We start from the raw sequence: 16,408 nt of genomic DNA, 5'->3' as shown, positions 1-16,408 counted from the left end.
TTTACAATGGTTTCCTAATCTTGAGATTGATACATCTCAACCTTCGCTTTACATAGATCCCTTAATGAATTTCGATTTATTTTCCCTGTTGAAGTTCTAGGCAGGTTATCTATAATAAGCCATGCTCTTGGCATCTTGTAGTTGGACAATTGATCTTTAAGTACCTGGAACAATTCATCCTCACTTAACCATTTATCCTCTTTAAAAACAATCACTGCGACCGGAATCTGCCCCATCAGCTCATCTTCCACATCAGAAACAGCGGCCTCTTCCACTTCCTCAATACGAGTAAGGGCCTCCTCAATCTCTTCAGGGTATACATTCGTTCCGCCAACAAGGATCACGTTCTTTCTCCTTCCTACGACGTATAGGTTCGAGAAATGATCCTTATACCCTATATCACCAGTTGCCAACCACCCATTGTGGATCGTTTGATCTGTTGCAGTTGGGTTGTTATAATAGCCCAGCATGACGTTAGGGCCTTTAACATATATCTCTCCCGTTTCCAAATTGGCGCATTCTACTCCTTTATGCTGATCTACAATTTTCACTTCAACACCTCTTACCGGTTTCCCGCAAGAAAGCTCTGAGTCAAGTCTACTCATGATACTTACTCTCGGAGCGGCTTCAGATAACCCATAAGTCTGCAGAATCTTAGCATGAGGGAAATAGAATTGGGCTCGCTCATACAATTCTTTATGTAAAGGGGAACCACTCACCACAATCGTTTTCACTGTACCTATTGTCTGATTACGTTGTTTTTCCAAGCTATGAGTTAAAAGCATTAAGGTTGTAGGTACAAGCGCCAGACACGTAATTTCACGCTCCGTCACAACCTTGAGCACTTTCTTCGGAATAAAGGGGTTATTAAACAATATCAACGGCGTTCTCGTTATTAGACAGGAGAGCAGCTGAGTTGTGATCGAGGAACTAAAATAGATAGGCATGGTTAGCATGAAACGATCCTCGGCTGTCAAAGACAAGGCCTCACTGTGTGCAGCCGCATTAGTAACCACATTCTCATTTGATAGCATCACTAGTTTAGGGTTACCGGTACTTCCCGAAGTAGGGAACAAGAGCGCCATACCCGTTTCAGAACGTTCATCCATGCACTCTGGTTCATCATGTGGAAGATCGACATCATCAATAGAAGCAATATTCAAAACTTGTATGGATGAAGGAACGGGCTCATTCGCTAAGCAAAAGGAGATGTCACCCATCTTGCAAATATGATGAATTTCCTGATCTTTGCTGTTATAAGGGATCGGAACAGGAATACATTCTGCCATCAATACTCCGAAAAAGGAGGCAACAAAGTCAGCGTTGTTATTGAAGTATAATCCTACATGTTCCTTAGTCTTTGTTCTATAGAGCTGGAGAAACTTTGCTATCTGGTTACTATAGCTGAGCAGTTCTTTATAAGTCCATGCTCTCCCGCTTGGGTCAACAAGAAAGGAACGATCACCGTCTTCCTCTGCCGCTATCTTCAGAAGACTAACTATGCTTCTCAATCTATACGCCTCTTTCAATGGAAAATGACAAGCTTATAAGCTCCAATAGAGCATATCCATCTGGTCAGCCTCTTCTTTGTCATAGAGTCCTTTAAGATCAATAAATACACAGGCTTCATGCAAATCCGTACGATATTTTTTCTTTAGATCTTTAAGTGTAAGAGTACTATAGTCTTGATGAGGGACCGCATAAATAATAGCATCGATCTCGTTCACTTCTTCAAAGGGGAATAGCGATATGCCGTGTTCATAATAGGCTTCATGAGGATTAGCGAGCACATCCGTTACATAGACCTCTGCACCATAATCATTTAACTGTCTCACGATGTCAGCTACCTTTGTATTACGAACGTCTGCCACATTTTCTTTATAAGTAAATCCGATGACGAGTATTTTGCACCCCTTAATTCTGCGGTTGGAGTCAATCAAAAGCTTTATGGTATGCTCTGCAATATAGCTTGCCATACGCTCATTTGTCTTCCTGCCTGATAATATGAGTTCAGGTGCATATCCAATTTGCTCTGCCTTATACACTAAATAATAAGGATCTACACTAATACAATGACCACCCACAATTCCAGGCTGCATCTGTATAAAGTTCCACTTGGTAGCTGCAGCATTGATCACAGCCTTTGAATCAATCCCCATTTTGTTGAATATCATCGATAATTCATTCATCAAGGCAATATTAAGATCGCGCTGAGTATTCTCTGTCACCTTTGCCGCCTCGGCTACCTTTATGCTCTCTGCTTCATAGATGTTTTCTGGACCAATGACCATACCGTACACTTGCGCAATTTCTTTTAATGCATCATTATCAATACCAGCAACAACCTTTACTATATTAGAAAATAATCGTTTCTCGCCTGGAACAATCCGTTCTGGTGAATAGCCTACCTTGAAGTCAATTCCACATCGAAGACCCGAGATATCCTCAATAAGAGGAATACAGATTTCTTCCGTCACGCCCGGATATACCGTAGATTCATATACAATAAAGGAACCTTTTGATAAATGCCTTGCGACAGTTTGGGTCGCTGATATGATAAACTCTAAATTTGGTGACTTATCTTGATTGATCGGTGTTGGAACAGCAATAATATGAAATCTAGCAGCAGATAGCAAATGGGCATCCGTAGTAAATTCAACCCGAGCCTGAATAAATTCAGATGGGTGGACTTCATTCGCAGGATCAGCACCCAGCTTGTAGGCGTTAATTTTATCTTCGTTCGTATCATAACCGATAACGGAATATTTATTTCCGAACTCAATGGCAAGCTGCAATCCGACGTAGCCTAACCCAATGACGGATACCCGATCTTTTCCGCATAGTAAGTCATTAATAATATCCATAAACGATCACACCTTTAAGATATAATGTACGCTCCTGTCCTAATGGACGATTGGTGTTTTGTAGTAATCTACCACGTTCGCAATAATACGATCGATATCCATAGGCTCATAGAGGACACCAAGTGCTGTTAGTTTGTCAATATTCGGTACCCGTACTTGAATATCTTCAAAAGCTTCGTCATATACCTCTTTCGATGGCAGGAATACGAATGAGGATGAACTGTTCGTGTGAGCTTTAATTTTGTGTGCCAATTCGATAATCGATATGACATTTTCAGAGCCGATGTTGAATGTCTGCTGGTTGATCTCCTGATGGTCAGCGATATGCATAATCATCTTTACGACATCCAATACATAAGTGAATGTTCGTATCTGAGTGCCATCGTCATAGATTGTCATTGCCTCATTGTTAAGCGCTTGCTGAACCAATCGAGGAAGCACCATGCCATAATTGCCAACTTGCCTAGGCCCAACAATATTGAAACACCGACAAATGTTGTAGTGTAAGCCCTCTTCTTTCCCTAAAGCGTACAAATAATATTCCCCAACCGCCTTGCAGGCCGAATAACTCCATCGAAAGGATGGTCCAAGAATTCGATCATCATCTTCTCGCAAATGGGTTGCGTTGCTCTTGCCATAGATTTCTGATGTTGAGAAGAAAATGATTCTTTTTTTATAAGCAGCAGCCAGCTTCATAATCTGAATAGAACCAAGGACATTGGATTCTAAGCTATTTAGAGGGTTCTCCATGATGTATTTCACCCCTACAGATGAAGCCAGATGAATAATAAGATCGCAATCCCTGCAAAGCTCATGAAGATCCGGACAATTTGTGATATCGCTCCAGATAAAATGAAAGGAGGCATTTCCGTCATGGTGATTAATGTTCTGTCTTGATCCTGTCGATAAATTATCAATTACGATAACCTGATCATTCCTTGCCATAAAAGCATCCACGAGATGGGAGCCTATAAAGCCAGCACCACCAGTAATTAATACTTTCATTCGAATCCCCCTTATAGATCTATATAATCCATCTTCTTACTTCATAAGCCTCTGCTGCAGCCACAGATATCTCTTTTCCTCGATATTTGGCCAAGCTGACCATGCCATCAATGCTAACGGCGTATTCCTCATCCACAAGTTGAGACTCATACAATTTCAGCATTTCGATCTTTTCTGTAAGGTGATTGGAGATATCTAGATATAAGTTTGGTTGGAATCTTCCGCCAAGGCTGATCCAATTGATCTGAGGATATTCATAGAGAATGACCATTTTCGGAAAATGCTGTGCCCGTTTTTTGCTGCGTAAAGCAGCCATACCAGCACGGAACACCACTTCATGATCTTGATTGAAAGATGGAAAGGGTATTGCAACAAGAGAAGGCTTAAATTGCTCTATGATGGCTTCAAAAGAATGGATGATTGTGCTAAGTGGCAGTGTATCAAGTCTTAAATGAAGATGATCCTCAAATAAGATCGAATAGTTGGGGATGCGGCAGTACTGCATGACGCTTTCGAATTCTCTGCGTCTAATCTCATTGCCTGCTGTCAGCTGTGCAACGTAAATATGTTCGCTTTGGAAATGATGCATCAGCCCTCCGCAGCCCAGCACTTCATCATCAGTGTGCGGTGAAATAATAAGCAGCTTGTCTTTTGGATCAAAATGCAATAGACATCCCTTCCTTTACATTTAAACATGGAGGGGCGCATAGCGCCCCTTTGGCTTACGCGATGACATACCACTTTGCTTGCGAATGGAACATTTCTTGATATTTCCCACCTTTGCTCATCAATTCATCATGGGTGCCTTGTTCCAAAATCTCTCCTCTATGCATCACAATAATATGATCAGCAATCTTGGCGGAACCCAGTCTGTGGGTGACGATAATCGCGGTTTTCTTGTCTGCGATCTCAGCAAATTTCTGATAGACATTCATTTCTTCTATCGGATCGATGGCTGCAGTGGGCTCATCCAGCACGATGATGTCATGATCACGGTATAAGCCTCGTGCAATGGCAATCCGCTGCCACTGGCCGCCAGAACATTCAACCCCATTGAATTCACGGGACAGCATCGTTTGGTATCCATCTGGGAACGAACGATTATGTTTATCCAAACCAACGTTCTCCATAACCTTTTCCAGCTTCTCCGCTTGCTCTGCTGCATGTGGGTCACTCATTCGAATATTCTCTTCCAGTGTCAGCTTATATCTTTGATAGTGTTGAAATACAGCTGATGTCCTTGAAAATAAGGATCCCATGCTTGTATCCTTTGTATTGGCATCAGCAACCATTACTTTACCCTCTGTCGGTTCGTAAAGGCCAAGGATCAGCTTAACAAGCGTCGATTTCCCTGAACCATTTTCACCAACGATTGCAACGGTCTCACCATTTTTAATGGAAAGGGACACATGCTTCAATGAATCCGTTTCCGCATTTGGATACCGAAAGGAAACATTAGACACAGAAATACTATGGTCTTCTCCCTTCTTTTTCTCTACTCCACCACGTTCAGGCATTTTTAAGAATCGAATAAAATTTTTTATCGTCCCTAAATCCTTGGTTAGATTCGCAATATGCGTGCTAATAATCGCATTCATTGTCCCAAACATCGTGTCAATAGAAGCAAAAACGGCTGCAAAGGCTGCAACGGTTATATTGCCTTTAAGCAAAGAACGAACGAATAAGATAAGAATTCCAACATATCCAAGAAGAGTAACGAGACTCATCGATAACTCTAGCATCCCTGCTTTTTTCTCGGCCCTCCAGGTTGCTTGGTTTAGATATCTGGCCGAACCACGAAGCAAATCTCTAAAGTACGAGAAGGCACCCAAAATACGCGTTTCTTTCTCCGCAATTGATTTCGAATAATAATCATATTCACGACGTACTGGCGCAATCTCATCTTCAAGTTTTGTAAATACCGCGCTTCTTATATATTGCGATAAGGCAACGGGTACAAAAACAAAGATGAGTGTAATGGCTAAAGCAGGATCTAAGGAGTAGAGGTAAAAAAACATGAACAAAAAATAAGGCAAGTAATAGGAAAAAATCGTCGTTGTTGTAAATAACAATCCTAGACTATTTGTTGCCCCTAAGGATGCCTTATTGATATCGTCCAACGTCTCTGGATTCTCATAAGCAATCGGATGAATTTTTGATGCCTTTAGATTAATCTTCTGATTAAAATAGCCAATTACTTTCTTGAAATAGCTCATTCCCATAAAATTATTAAGTCCATTAATAATCTGTGACACGATAACCGTAAGGAACAAGGCTATGGCGAACATGATAACCTGCCTTGCTCCCGTATTCATCGTAACGGCATCGGATACAGAATCGAAAAAAATTTGCGTCATATAGGTAATGACACCCTGAGACACACCATTCATGATGGCCATCAGATTGTTCACAATGATATAAATCGGTCCTGCCGCAAACGCCATTTTTAATACTTTCCATATGATTTCAAAAAAGGAGATATCGGAGGAAGATCTCCCCTTCTCTCTTTGTATCATTGATACCAACACCTTTGGCTGTCGTATAGTTGGGCGTATAGTCCTTGATTACTCATCAGTTCGGCATGAGCTCCCTGTTCAACCACTCTGCCTTGATCCATGACGAATATTTCATCAGCAAGCATGATGGAGCTAAGTCGATGACTAATAAATATCGTCGTTTGCCCCCGGCACAACTCCTCGAACTTTTCGTAAAGCCTGCTCTCACTTACGGGATCAAGAGCAGCGGTTGGCTCATCAAGTATTCTGAGCGGACCACGGTTTATCATAAATCGGGCCAATGCAACCCTCTGCCACTGACCACCTGATAAATCCACGCCGCTTTTCTTAATCTTTCCAAGGTACGTATCTAAGCCTTGGGGGAGTCTCTCGACCAACGGCTCTAATTCTAGCGCTTTAATCGCATTCCAGAGATTCGCTTCATGATCATCGAATCGATTGACATCACCGATTGCGATATTCTCCTTCATCGAGATACTGTATCGCGCAAAGTCTTGATAAGCCACAGCGCACATCGATTTGATTTGAGCTTGCGTATACTCACGAATGGATTTGCCGTTAATAAGGATGGCTCCCTCAAACTCATCATATAGTCCCGTAATCAGCTTCGTAATCGTTGTTTTGCCTGCCCCATTTAACCCAACAAAGGCATAGTGCTTGCTGTTTTCAATTTTGAAGGACATATTTTGCAAAATCATTTTTTGGGTATTGGGGTATTTGAAGCTTACGTTAACAAATTCGAGTGTTTCAAAACGGAATTCCTCTGAAAGAGTCGCATCTGCTGCTCCTGCCGTTTCATCAAGATCCAGAAATAGCTGAAGGTCTTTGGCGTATTCTGCGTTCCGAGCCAGACTATCAAGCGTTTGAGTAAGATCTATAGTCATTCGATTCACTAGATTATTCGTTGAGTTTACAAGCGAAATAAAGAGTCCAATAGACATCGCCTTCGACAATACAGAGGGCAAGAGTACAATAATCATGATCAAGGACAACAGAGAGGTAACGAGACCGCCAAGCTTCATCTTCGCGAACCATTTAAGCTCCGTCTTGAACAACAACTTTCTTGCACGCTCATAACGATCGAACCATACATGGTTAATCTTCGTCCCGTAGCCGAATAAGTAACGCTCTTCTACGCTTTCGCGCCCCGTTAAAACCTCCCCAAGGTATTGATATTCCCTGCTCAGCCTCGAAACCTCTCGACTCGCTTCGTAATTTGCCCTACCACTCTTCACTGCTAACCAGAACAAGGGAATAGAAATAGCAATCAACAAGAGGGCTGCCCACCAAACCTGTGTTAGCAAGATGGCGGCAATACTCGATACCGTAATGATCAAGCCCAGGAAATTTGTAAAATGATTATAAGCCTCTGAAATCTCCTGCTCGGGCTTCTCAGTCACACGGGATATCAGATCTGCAATCTTGGAATCCTCAATATGCTTATATGATAGCCTCGCTTTTTTATAGAAAAGTGTGAGGCTGTATTCCTCTCTGATCTCATTCAGCATTTTCACTTGAATAAAGTGAATCAGCTTATCGGAAATCATAAGATAGGCTAATGTTGCGATGATGCCCGCAACGGGCCCGTATATCGTTTGAATAGAGTTGCCTAAGGTTACAACCTCGATGACCGAGTTAATGAATTGGGCAACAATAAAAACTTGAATGGAAGGAATCAATGCTTTTATGATCCGCTGCGCTAATATCAAAGAAGCGTAGACTGGTGAGATTCTGAATACGATTTTGATCAAGTAAAAGACATTGATCTTTTTAGAAAAAACCACTTACTTCATCCCCTTAATTATCCGGTTCTGTGTAGTTAGTAAATATACTAATCACTACTTTTAAGTCTGGGATTAGATATAAAAATTGGTCCCCTGCACCGAATGCAAAGATTGCAGGATGGTCCATCACCGAGCTTATCCACCATAACAAACTGTATTTTTCATTTAGGGGTTCCTTTCCTTGAATATGCACCTGAGCCCATTCAACGAGCCATTGTTCCGATATAATCGGAGACTGCTGGAATAGTCCACGATTCAGGCATATCTCCCCTATTCGATTTAAATCATCCGCACGCAGTTTTAAGTCTACTCCGCCGTAATTATAGCCGTTCGCATCTGCATTCCATTGCGCCTGTTCAATCCCAAGAGGCCTGAACAAATACTCATGCGCAAACTCAAGCGCACTTCGTCCTGATGCTGTTGTAAGAATGATCGATAAAAAATGAGGGTCAATCTCGTTGTAATTGAATTGTTCTCCAGGTGAAAATTGAAGTGTAGATGATAGATTAGATAGGATGAGATCCGGTTGCGTTTTGAAGTGATTGTAGCTGGTTAGACTAAACGCATAAGGGAAGCCGGACGACATCGTTAGCAAATGCCTTAACGTGATACGATGAATGCGTTGATCCTTAATCCGATGCCTATGTCCAGAAAAGTAATCCATCATCTTCTGATCTAAGCATGGAATAAAACCTTTATCAATGGCAATGCCGATTAAAAGCGAGAGTATGCTCTTTGTCATGGATTTCAAATCGTATAATTCGTCGACATGATGATCCGCCGAATAGTCAAAAATGATGGATTGATTACGTGAAATAAGCACACGTTTAACATTTTGATTTTTGCTAAGGTATCTTCTCAATCGACTTTCTTGCAGATCCAGTGGTTCAGGTTGATTAAACAAGGCATGCAAAATTAAATATAGCGTCTTATTCATCGTTATATTCCTTCAAGACAACAAGATATAATATCTTCCATGCTTACATAATGGACATTTGCTATAACATTCCATGGTTGAGCTGGAAAACATACTGCGGAATGGTATCCCTCTGCAATAAAAACTTGTATGCACGAATAGGTCATTGAACCGCTTTGATCGTGTATGTACATTTTTTCACCGCAGAATTGAATCGAAAAGGAGTTTAAGGGTATGGAAAGTCCTTTTCCTATTGCTTTTACATAGGCTTCTTTAATCGTCCACAGTCCAAAGAAGAACAAGTCGCGTTCCTTCCCCTTCTTCTGCAGCAAAGCCTCTCGTTCTGCCTTCGTAAAAAAGCGTTCCGCAATCTCTGGTTTGCAGGTTTGAATCTTCTCAATATCCATCCCGATCGGAAAGGGGCCAAAGGCGCAAGTCACCCAATCCCCCGAGTGAGAGACATTAAAAAAAATATGGCTAGGTTCCATTAGGAAGGGTTTGCCATACATGTTTTTATGAAATGAAATCGCGGATTGGTTCAAACGAAAGCGATTAGCGAGTACCATTCTGACTAATAGCGATCCAACTAGAGAACGCTCCGAGGCTTTTCGAAATCTCGGAAGCAGCGCTTCATGGCGTTCTAATTCTTTAACTAAGGATAGAAGCAGCTCAAATTCTTTGTCTGTTAGATTTCTGCATAAAGGAACACAATAAACATCAATAGAAGGCTGCATAAGTATAATTAATGCTGCTCCTCAAATAAATATTGTACATAATTTTCCGATGATTCTAAATGGTGGATGTCTTCAAAATCAACAATTTTACAAACAAAGCTGCCCTCAAAAACAACTTCTTCATTTGATGTGCCTACAACCTTCACCTTAATCTCATCCAACAATTGATATTCACCTGAGACATCCATGAATGTTAAGGAAGTATCAAGTGTTGTACCTGGTCGCAACATCTTATGGAATTTGAACTTTTTGAAGATTAAAGGGATTATTGTATGTTGAAATTGCGATTGCTTCCAAACCAGTATTCTCCCAAGTTGCACCGCTCCCTCAACCATATAGGCAGCAGGCATGACTGGATTTTTTGGAAAATGATATTCGTAAATATCTTCATTAATGGAAAGATACTTTCTACCTAAAATGGAGGTTGTATTCATCTCCAATACACGATCCACCAATAAACTTCTCATCTTATCACCTTTAATTGCATTATTTCTTGTGGAAGCTTTACCGGCAAGCTCGACACTGGATCTATAGGTGTCAATGTCGTTTCTCCGATAAAACGCACTTCTTCATTCACGGTAACCGTCGTAGTAAATGTCATCGTATAAAACTTCATATTTTTTAATGCCGTTGTAATCTGGATTTCCTCATCGTAGTGCAGCGATTTACGGAAGTGTTGATGTGATTCCTTTACGACAAAGAAAATGCGATGGCGCTTATTCATAGCTTGCAATGATTCCGCATAATGCCTGAACCATTCGGTAAACCCCATCTCAATGTACTTGCCCATATTTCCAAAATAGACAACAGATCCAGCATCCGTATCACAGAAATACACGCGATGCCTAATCGTATGCATGAGGTCAGGAGTTTTCATTGCGATGGTCACCTCCTACAGCGACATTGTTCTTATATTTGATTTTCCGCCATTCGATTTTGCTGGAGAAGACAGCCCACACAGAACCTAGCGAGAGAAGAATCGAATAATAGGAGGCTAACACAAGCTTCATCTTCTCTAGGTGAGTCCCTCTGCTCATTTCAATATAAGTTGTGTCTGGATACACAGCGTATACGATTGCTAGTGCATTGACGAAATGAAACAAAGGCCACAATGTAAAAGAAATGTACTCCGTAAGGAGCTCACTTTGAAAAATACTTAGGCAAGCTACGGTCAAAAATAAGATTGCACCTAACAACCTAGGCAGCGTAACCAAAAAGAAACCAAATGCCCATAATTTTTTATAGTGAGATTTGGTGTGTACCGACTGTCTTTTAACCCAACTAATCCACTCGAAAGAAGTGAGTTCAAAATGTTCTTCAATGACACAGTACGGTGCATAATATATCTTCAACCCATATTTGCGAACAGCCTTGGATAAGGTGAAATTATCATGGAAGGCTGTATTCCAGACTTTTTCGATGTTCAAGCGAATAAAAGTATCCTTTCGAATCCCCATTGACAGCCCTCTTGCAAAGCTCGTAAATGGGAAGGCCACTTGCGTCGCTGCTAGGAAATCCCAAAATCTTGTTGCAAGCTCCCAAGTACTTTTCGTTCTTGCTACAACCCACGCTGTCCCTGATGATAAGCCGCAATCCTCTATTTGAAGAGGCAATACCATATTTGTAATCCATTTCTTATGAGCAACCATGTCCGAATCCATAAACAAGAACACTTCAGTATCTGAACTCGAGTGGTGAATTCCCGTCAACATATTATTTATCTTGTCGCCTCTCTCTTTGTTTGCACTCTCAGCTCGAACATAAGAGATGCGCTGCGAGGACTTGCTCACGGCTTGTAATAGATCGATTGATCTACCGCTTTGATCTGAGCTGACAAAGATCACTTCGTACTTTCCAAGATAATCTTGATGAATCAGACTTTTTATTGTATTTTCAAAGTTATAATCTTCACCCTTAAAAGGAACAATCACTGTTACATTGGGCGTATAGGCTTGTTTGACGGTCTTGCTCAGCACTTGTTTTCTGCGGTATCGAAACACAGCTGCCAGCATTAACGGCACTAAGAATATCAAAGCACATATGATGTTCAGCAGAAGCATCTATCCTCATCCCCACATTCTATAAGCCCATTTTGCTTAGGATTTGGCTCTTAATCTCAAGATCCGTATTGTTAAGATATTGATTCTCGATGCTTTGATCCTGCATAATAATGACCTCTCCTGAAGAAATAATATTTTCAGAATCACTGTCCATACTCACTTTAATAAAGAAACAACGCTTTGTCGGATGAAAAGAAAGAAACTGTGCTCGAATCGACATCGTCTCATTGCTGAAGACGGGGCGCTTAAAGTGCCAGTTCCCAAAGCTCACAATACTTCCCCCGCTTTGATGGTTGGAGTACTCTCTTGCTACTTTTCCGGCTGTTTGAAACATTGCTTCTAATATTAAATAGCTAGGCACAATAAAAGGTTTGTCCACTTCACTGAACTCTTCGCTTTCTTTATAGATGAATTTCGAAGTTACCTCTGTGGACGATGTGTGAACAAAGTGAATCATTTTCATATAATTCATTTGGTTATCCCTCTATTGAATTTTCACTTTATGATTCGATGTCAACGCAAACTCATTACAATGAATAATCTTCTTCGGAATTATATATTTATTAAAGCGCTTCTTACAAAATGTATAGATATCACTTATCGCCTTCTCTTCCTCCACTCCTGCCTTCAAAATAACATAGACCACGAAATACTCGCCTAAGCTAGGATGAACTTCCTTTTTAAACTTTGCTGCTTGAACAAAGCTTAACGCTTGGAGTTGATCCTCTATATCATTTTTATATACTTTCCTTCCATTTATCTTGATCATGGAGTCTTTCCGACCAACAATAACAAGTTTATCTTCAGGATTTATATAACCAAGGTCCCCAGTTAAAAAATATTCCTCTCGATTAAGCACAGATTGCTTGTAATAACCGACCATCATGTCCTCTGAAATAAACCCTATTTCGCCGATGCTATTTTTCTCCAAGGGATTGCCATTATCGTCGAATATACATATATCTACACCCTGCAAGGGAATCCCTACATGATCGGCACCGCAATCTGGTCCTGTAATTTTGTTATAGCAAAGTCGGGAAGAGGCCTCGGTTTGTCCATAATTATTATAGAACGCTGCTTGGGGAAAGAGTTTCATATATTCCTCTATCGTGTATTTTGATACATATCCGCCTGCGTTCATAAAGAATCTCACGTGATTATGAAGGAAGTCTTCATTAACATACTGAATGGTCTTGGTTATGTTTTCATAGAAGTATGGGGTAGAAGCATAGTTCGTGACTTGATGTAATTTGATTTGCTGAAGAATCTCTAAGCTAGACTTTGCTTGATCCGTAAGTACAACTTTTCCACCTACAATAAGATGAGCCAGCATTTGAGAGATAGCCAATGAATAAGAAAGTGGAAGTGTAAGCAATATGGAATCTTCTTTGGTCAACTCCGTATATGCAATCACTTTTTTAATATTATTTATAAGCGATGCTTTTCTAAGCAGTACCCCCTTAACTTTCCCACTTGTTCCTGATGTATAAAGCATCATATAACCCTGATCCTTTGGCAGTCCCATGTGTTCAATCCAAGAACAATGATTATCAGGCTTACTGTCAGCCAAAGTAACAAGCAGAAGTTCTGCATGATTCAGCTCGACGACTCTTGCTTCTTCAGACTTCAAACAGGTTTCAATGTATTTTTTTGAGATTCGATCATGTGATTCCGTAATAAAAAATATACAATCCGCATCATGGAGCATGTCGCTTAAGTTCTGAGCATTTACCTGTGAATCAATAGGGATAATGGTCGCATCCATCTTCCATAGAGCTAGGAAGATCACGATATATTGCAGCCGATCGTTTATCTTAATAGCAACATGATCATTCTTATGGATACCAACCGAGCGCAAATATTGTACCATGTTGAAAATTCTTACATTAAGCTCCTCATACGATAGCACTTGACTGTCTTGCTGTATGGCTGCATCGTTGGAGCTATGATTAAATAACAAATCGGTATAATTCAAGCAACCCACTCCATCTACAAACCGTTATTGAATGCACTCAGTATTTGGAGACAATCAACGATGCGTTCTGTCCACCCAAACCAAATGAATTGGTTAGCGCATGATTAATTCTTTTATTTTTGTGTTCTCGTGGTGTGTAGTTTAGATCACAATGCTCGTCTGGATTGGCATAATGGATCGTCGGTGGTACAAATTCATGCTGAATGGCAAGCATACAGACTAACACCTCCATTGCCCCCGCAGTCGTCATTAAATGTCCATGCATAGACTTCGTAGAACTAATATCGAGCTTATAGGCCTGTTCACCGAACAACTGCTTGATGGCCATCGTTTCATACTTGTCGTTCTTTATCGTTCCAGTTCCATGAGCATTGATATAATCGATATCATTCATATGAAGCCCAGCATCTTGGATCGCTCTTTTCATAGATAACATCATTCCTGTCGCCTCTTCATGAGGGTCCGTTATGGAATATCCATCTAATGCCGCTCCATAGCCACTGATTTCACATAGAATAGTTGCGTTTCGCTTCTTTGCAGCTTCTTCGCTTTCTATTACAAAGAGAACGCAGCCTTCTGACATGGTGAAGCCTCTGCGTTCCTTATCAAAAGGCCTACAATTATCTCGAATATCTTCCTTTGTTTCCTCTAGAGCATCTAACCGGCTTAATCTCGACATCGAAACGGGATCAATCTTTGAAGATACTCCACCAACGATAGCCATATCCAATTCACCATGTTTTATCAACTTATACGCCGCACCAATAGCCTGAGTCGATGCGGAGCAAGTTCCTAAATTACAATAAGCTGGGCCATGAATATGGAAATCCTTGCTTGCATAATACAAAAGCAGGGATGGATTAATTACTTTAACTCGATCTGTTATGAGCGATCTGCCTTGCTCTTTTGTCAAATACCGTTCAAACATCGACCCTAGATTGGCTGTCGTAGCGATATTGGGATCGGTACCAATAAAACAACCGATACGCTCACTTGCATACGAGTGCTTCAGTTCTTGATACAGTTGAGTTAGTGAATAGTAAAACATTTTAAATTGCAAGTTAGCTTCTTCGGGATATGAGAAATTTGCTAACTCAGAAAGATCAACTTCACCTGCATGTCTAACCCCAAAGCTCCCTGTATCAAATCTCGTAATATATTTGATGCCCGAATAACCATTTTTCAGGTGATTTGCTATGGTTTGTATGTTATTTCCGAGTGGTGTCAGTGCGCTTACCTTGGTAATCACCACTTTACTTCCCATACGAATCCCCCTTTGCCAGTACAACGGAGCAGTAACTACCTCCTAGACCTGCGTTATTGATGAGACATCTTTCTACAGTTGACAGCTCGCCGTTAAAGTATGCTGATACATCTTGATCAAGCTCTGACCGTTGATAATTGATCGTATCAAACACAGCGTTATGCCTCATGGATTGAATGGCCAGTACGCAATCCATAATCCCAGAAGCACATCCTGTGTAACCTATATTTCCTTTACTCGATCTGATCTGAATATCGGAATGTTCCCAGATCGAATAAATCGCTTCAAGCTCGGCATTGTCCCACTCGCGGCTCGAACATCCGTGAGCATAGATGAGATCTATATCTTTTATAGACTGCTCCGACTTTTCAAGTGTATGATACAGATTTTTCTTGAAGCCTTCAGCAGTCAAGGAGTAGAAGGTTTCACCGGGGAACATATTGATCGATCCACCTTCTACGTAGCCAAGAATGGTTCTATTCTTGGCTCTTGCTGTTTCCTCACTTTCGATAATGAGTGCTGCCGCACCTTCCCCGTAAATGATTCCTTGATGGCGTTCATCAAAGGGAAACATGAGTTGACTCGAATCATCATCTATAGTTGTAGTACGCACCATCTGTTCATCACACAGCCATAAATACTCGTGCGGTTGAAACGGACTAAATACAGAAGCTACGATGATCCGATCGGCCGTTCCCATTTCTATGTCTTGGGCTGCTTGAATAACATTAAGCAAGCCCGAAATTTCTCCGTTATATAGAAGATTTCCTTCCCCATGGGCATGATAGGTCTTTGCAATAAAGTGCGAAGGAACGGTGGGCAGCAGTTTCACTCCACTTAGCGGCGGTATTTTTCGAATATGCTCGCCAAGACGTGTGAAATCCAGACAGCCGTCCTCCAAACAATGATTAACAAGAATAGTCATCGTCTCATAGTCGATATGAATCAGCTGGTTTCCTAGGTAAACCGCGCAATCTATCTGCTCCTCCACGTCTAACGCTCCGTATTGGGTACACGCTTGAATCACTGCATACAATTCAAGCTGATTAGCGCGATTCATCATATTCTTTCCCGATATATCCAGCATTTTAGCGGAGAACTGCTGCACAACTCCACCAAAGGAACAAGAATAGGGCTCCTGTTCGTAAGCATCCATTCGGGTAATGCCAATCTTTTTATGATGGAGAGCATCCCAGATCTCATCAGGATGCTCACCTAAGGAATTGATGCAGCCCATGCCTGTAATCACAGCTTTTCTTTTCATAAAGCCTCCAATCACTCTGCTTCATT

At 41.1% G+C, this 16,408-nt stretch carries 15 protein-coding genes and 1 pseudogene; all 16 read right to left on the bottom strand.

Going from position 1 to position 16,408, the window contains the following annotated elements; genetic code table 11:
* Positions 1-14: 14 nt before the first annotated feature.
* Positions 15-1,529 (bottom strand): class I adenylate-forming enzyme family protein, encoded by a 1,515-nt coding sequence (locus I2H74_RS11660; protein ID WP_195574152.1) that lies wholly within the window; start codon positions 1,527-1,529, stop codon positions 15-17.
* A gap of 15 nt (positions 1,530-1,544) precedes the next feature.
* Positions 1,545-2,864, bottom strand: coding sequence for a nucleotide sugar dehydrogenase (locus I2H74_RS11655; protein WP_195574151.1), 1,320 nt, complete (start codon positions 2,862-2,864; stop codon positions 1,545-1,547).
* Positions 2,865-2,903: 39 nt separating this feature from the next.
* Positions 2,904-3,869, bottom strand: a complete 966-nt coding sequence (locus tag I2H74_RS11650) for an NAD-dependent epimerase/dehydratase family protein (RefSeq protein ID WP_195574150.1) — start codon at positions 3,867-3,869, stop codon at positions 2,904-2,906.
* Between the two features lie 19 nt (positions 3,870-3,888).
* The gene (locus I2H74_RS11645) at positions 3,889-4,536 is read right to left on the bottom strand and encodes a PIG-L deacetylase family protein (protein ID WP_195574149.1); all 648 of its coding nucleotides are present in this window, start codon (positions 4,534-4,536) and stop codon (positions 3,889-3,891) included.
* Between the two features lie 55 nt (positions 4,537-4,591).
* Complete coding sequence (locus I2H74_RS11640; protein WP_195574148.1) at positions 4,592-6,385, bottom strand: ABC transporter ATP-binding protein; 1,794 nt, start codon at positions 6,383-6,385, stop codon at positions 4,592-4,594.
* Positions 6,382-8,169 (bottom strand): ABC transporter ATP-binding protein, encoded by a 1,788-nt coding sequence (locus tag I2H74_RS25145; protein WP_324254058.1) that lies wholly within the window; start codon positions 8,167-8,169, stop codon positions 6,382-6,384. Before I2H74_RS25145 ends, I2H74_RS11640 begins: the two co-directional genes overlap by 4 nt.
* Before the next feature lie 13 nt (positions 8,170-8,182).
* Entirely contained in the window at positions 8,183-9,106 is a 924-nt protein-coding gene (locus tag I2H74_RS11630; RefSeq protein ID WP_195574147.1) for a serine hydrolase domain-containing protein, read from the bottom strand.
* A 2-nt stretch (positions 9,107-9,108) separates the two neighbouring features.
* Positions 9,109-9,525, bottom strand: coding sequence for a 4'-phosphopantetheinyl transferase superfamily protein (locus I2H74_RS24605; protein ID WP_324254057.1), 417 nt, complete (start codon positions 9,523-9,525; stop codon positions 9,109-9,111).
* Positions 9,526-9,819, bottom strand: a pseudogene (locus I2H74_RS25285) (4'-phosphopantetheinyl transferase family protein); the annotation flags it as partial. It lies immediately after the preceding gene.
* A gap of 8 nt (positions 9,820-9,827) precedes the next feature.
* The gene (locus I2H74_RS11620) at positions 9,828-10,286 is read right to left on the bottom strand and encodes a 3-hydroxyacyl-ACP dehydratase FabZ family protein (RefSeq protein ID WP_195574145.1); all 459 of its coding nucleotides are present in this window, start codon (positions 10,284-10,286) and stop codon (positions 9,828-9,830) included.
* Positions 10,283-10,696 (bottom strand): acyl-CoA thioesterase, encoded by a 414-nt coding sequence (locus I2H74_RS11615; protein WP_195574144.1) that lies wholly within the window; start codon positions 10,694-10,696, stop codon positions 10,283-10,285. Before I2H74_RS11615 ends, I2H74_RS11620 begins: the two co-directional genes overlap by 4 nt.
* Entirely contained in the window at positions 10,683-11,879 is a 1,197-nt protein-coding gene (locus tag I2H74_RS11610; protein ID WP_229106593.1) for a glycosyltransferase, read from the bottom strand. The genes I2H74_RS11615 and I2H74_RS11610 overlap by 14 nt, the downstream gene beginning before the upstream one ends.
* Before the next feature lie 19 nt (positions 11,880-11,898).
* Positions 11,899-12,351, bottom strand: coding sequence for a hotdog fold domain-containing protein (locus tag I2H74_RS11605; protein ID WP_195574142.1), 453 nt, complete (start codon positions 12,349-12,351; stop codon positions 11,899-11,901).
* 12 nt (positions 12,352-12,363) lie between these two features.
* The gene (locus I2H74_RS11600) at positions 12,364-13,863 is read right to left on the bottom strand and encodes a class I adenylate-forming enzyme family protein (protein ID WP_324254056.1); all 1,500 of its coding nucleotides are present in this window, start codon (positions 13,861-13,863) and stop codon (positions 12,364-12,366) included.
* Between the two features lie 28 nt (positions 13,864-13,891).
* A complete protein-coding gene (locus I2H74_RS11595) occupies positions 13,892-15,118 on the bottom strand; it encodes a beta-ketoacyl-[acyl-carrier-protein] synthase family protein (protein ID WP_195574140.1) in 1,227 nt (408 codons plus the stop codon).
* Positions 15,108-16,382 carry a beta-ketoacyl-[acyl-carrier-protein] synthase family protein gene (locus I2H74_RS11590; protein WP_195574139.1) on the bottom strand — a complete coding sequence of 425 codons (1,275 nt, stop codon included), beginning with the start codon at positions 16,380-16,382 and terminating at the stop codon, positions 15,108-15,110. Before I2H74_RS11590 ends, I2H74_RS11595 begins: the two co-directional genes overlap by 11 nt.
* Positions 16,383-16,408 lie beyond the last annotated feature (26 nt).

It is taken from the genome of Paenibacillus sp. 1001270B_150601_E10 (assembly GCF_015558675.1).
GTDB lineage: Bacteria > Bacillota > Bacilli > Paenibacillales > Paenibacillaceae > Paenibacillus_B.
This window is presented reverse-complemented; position numbering and strand designations above follow the sequence as displayed.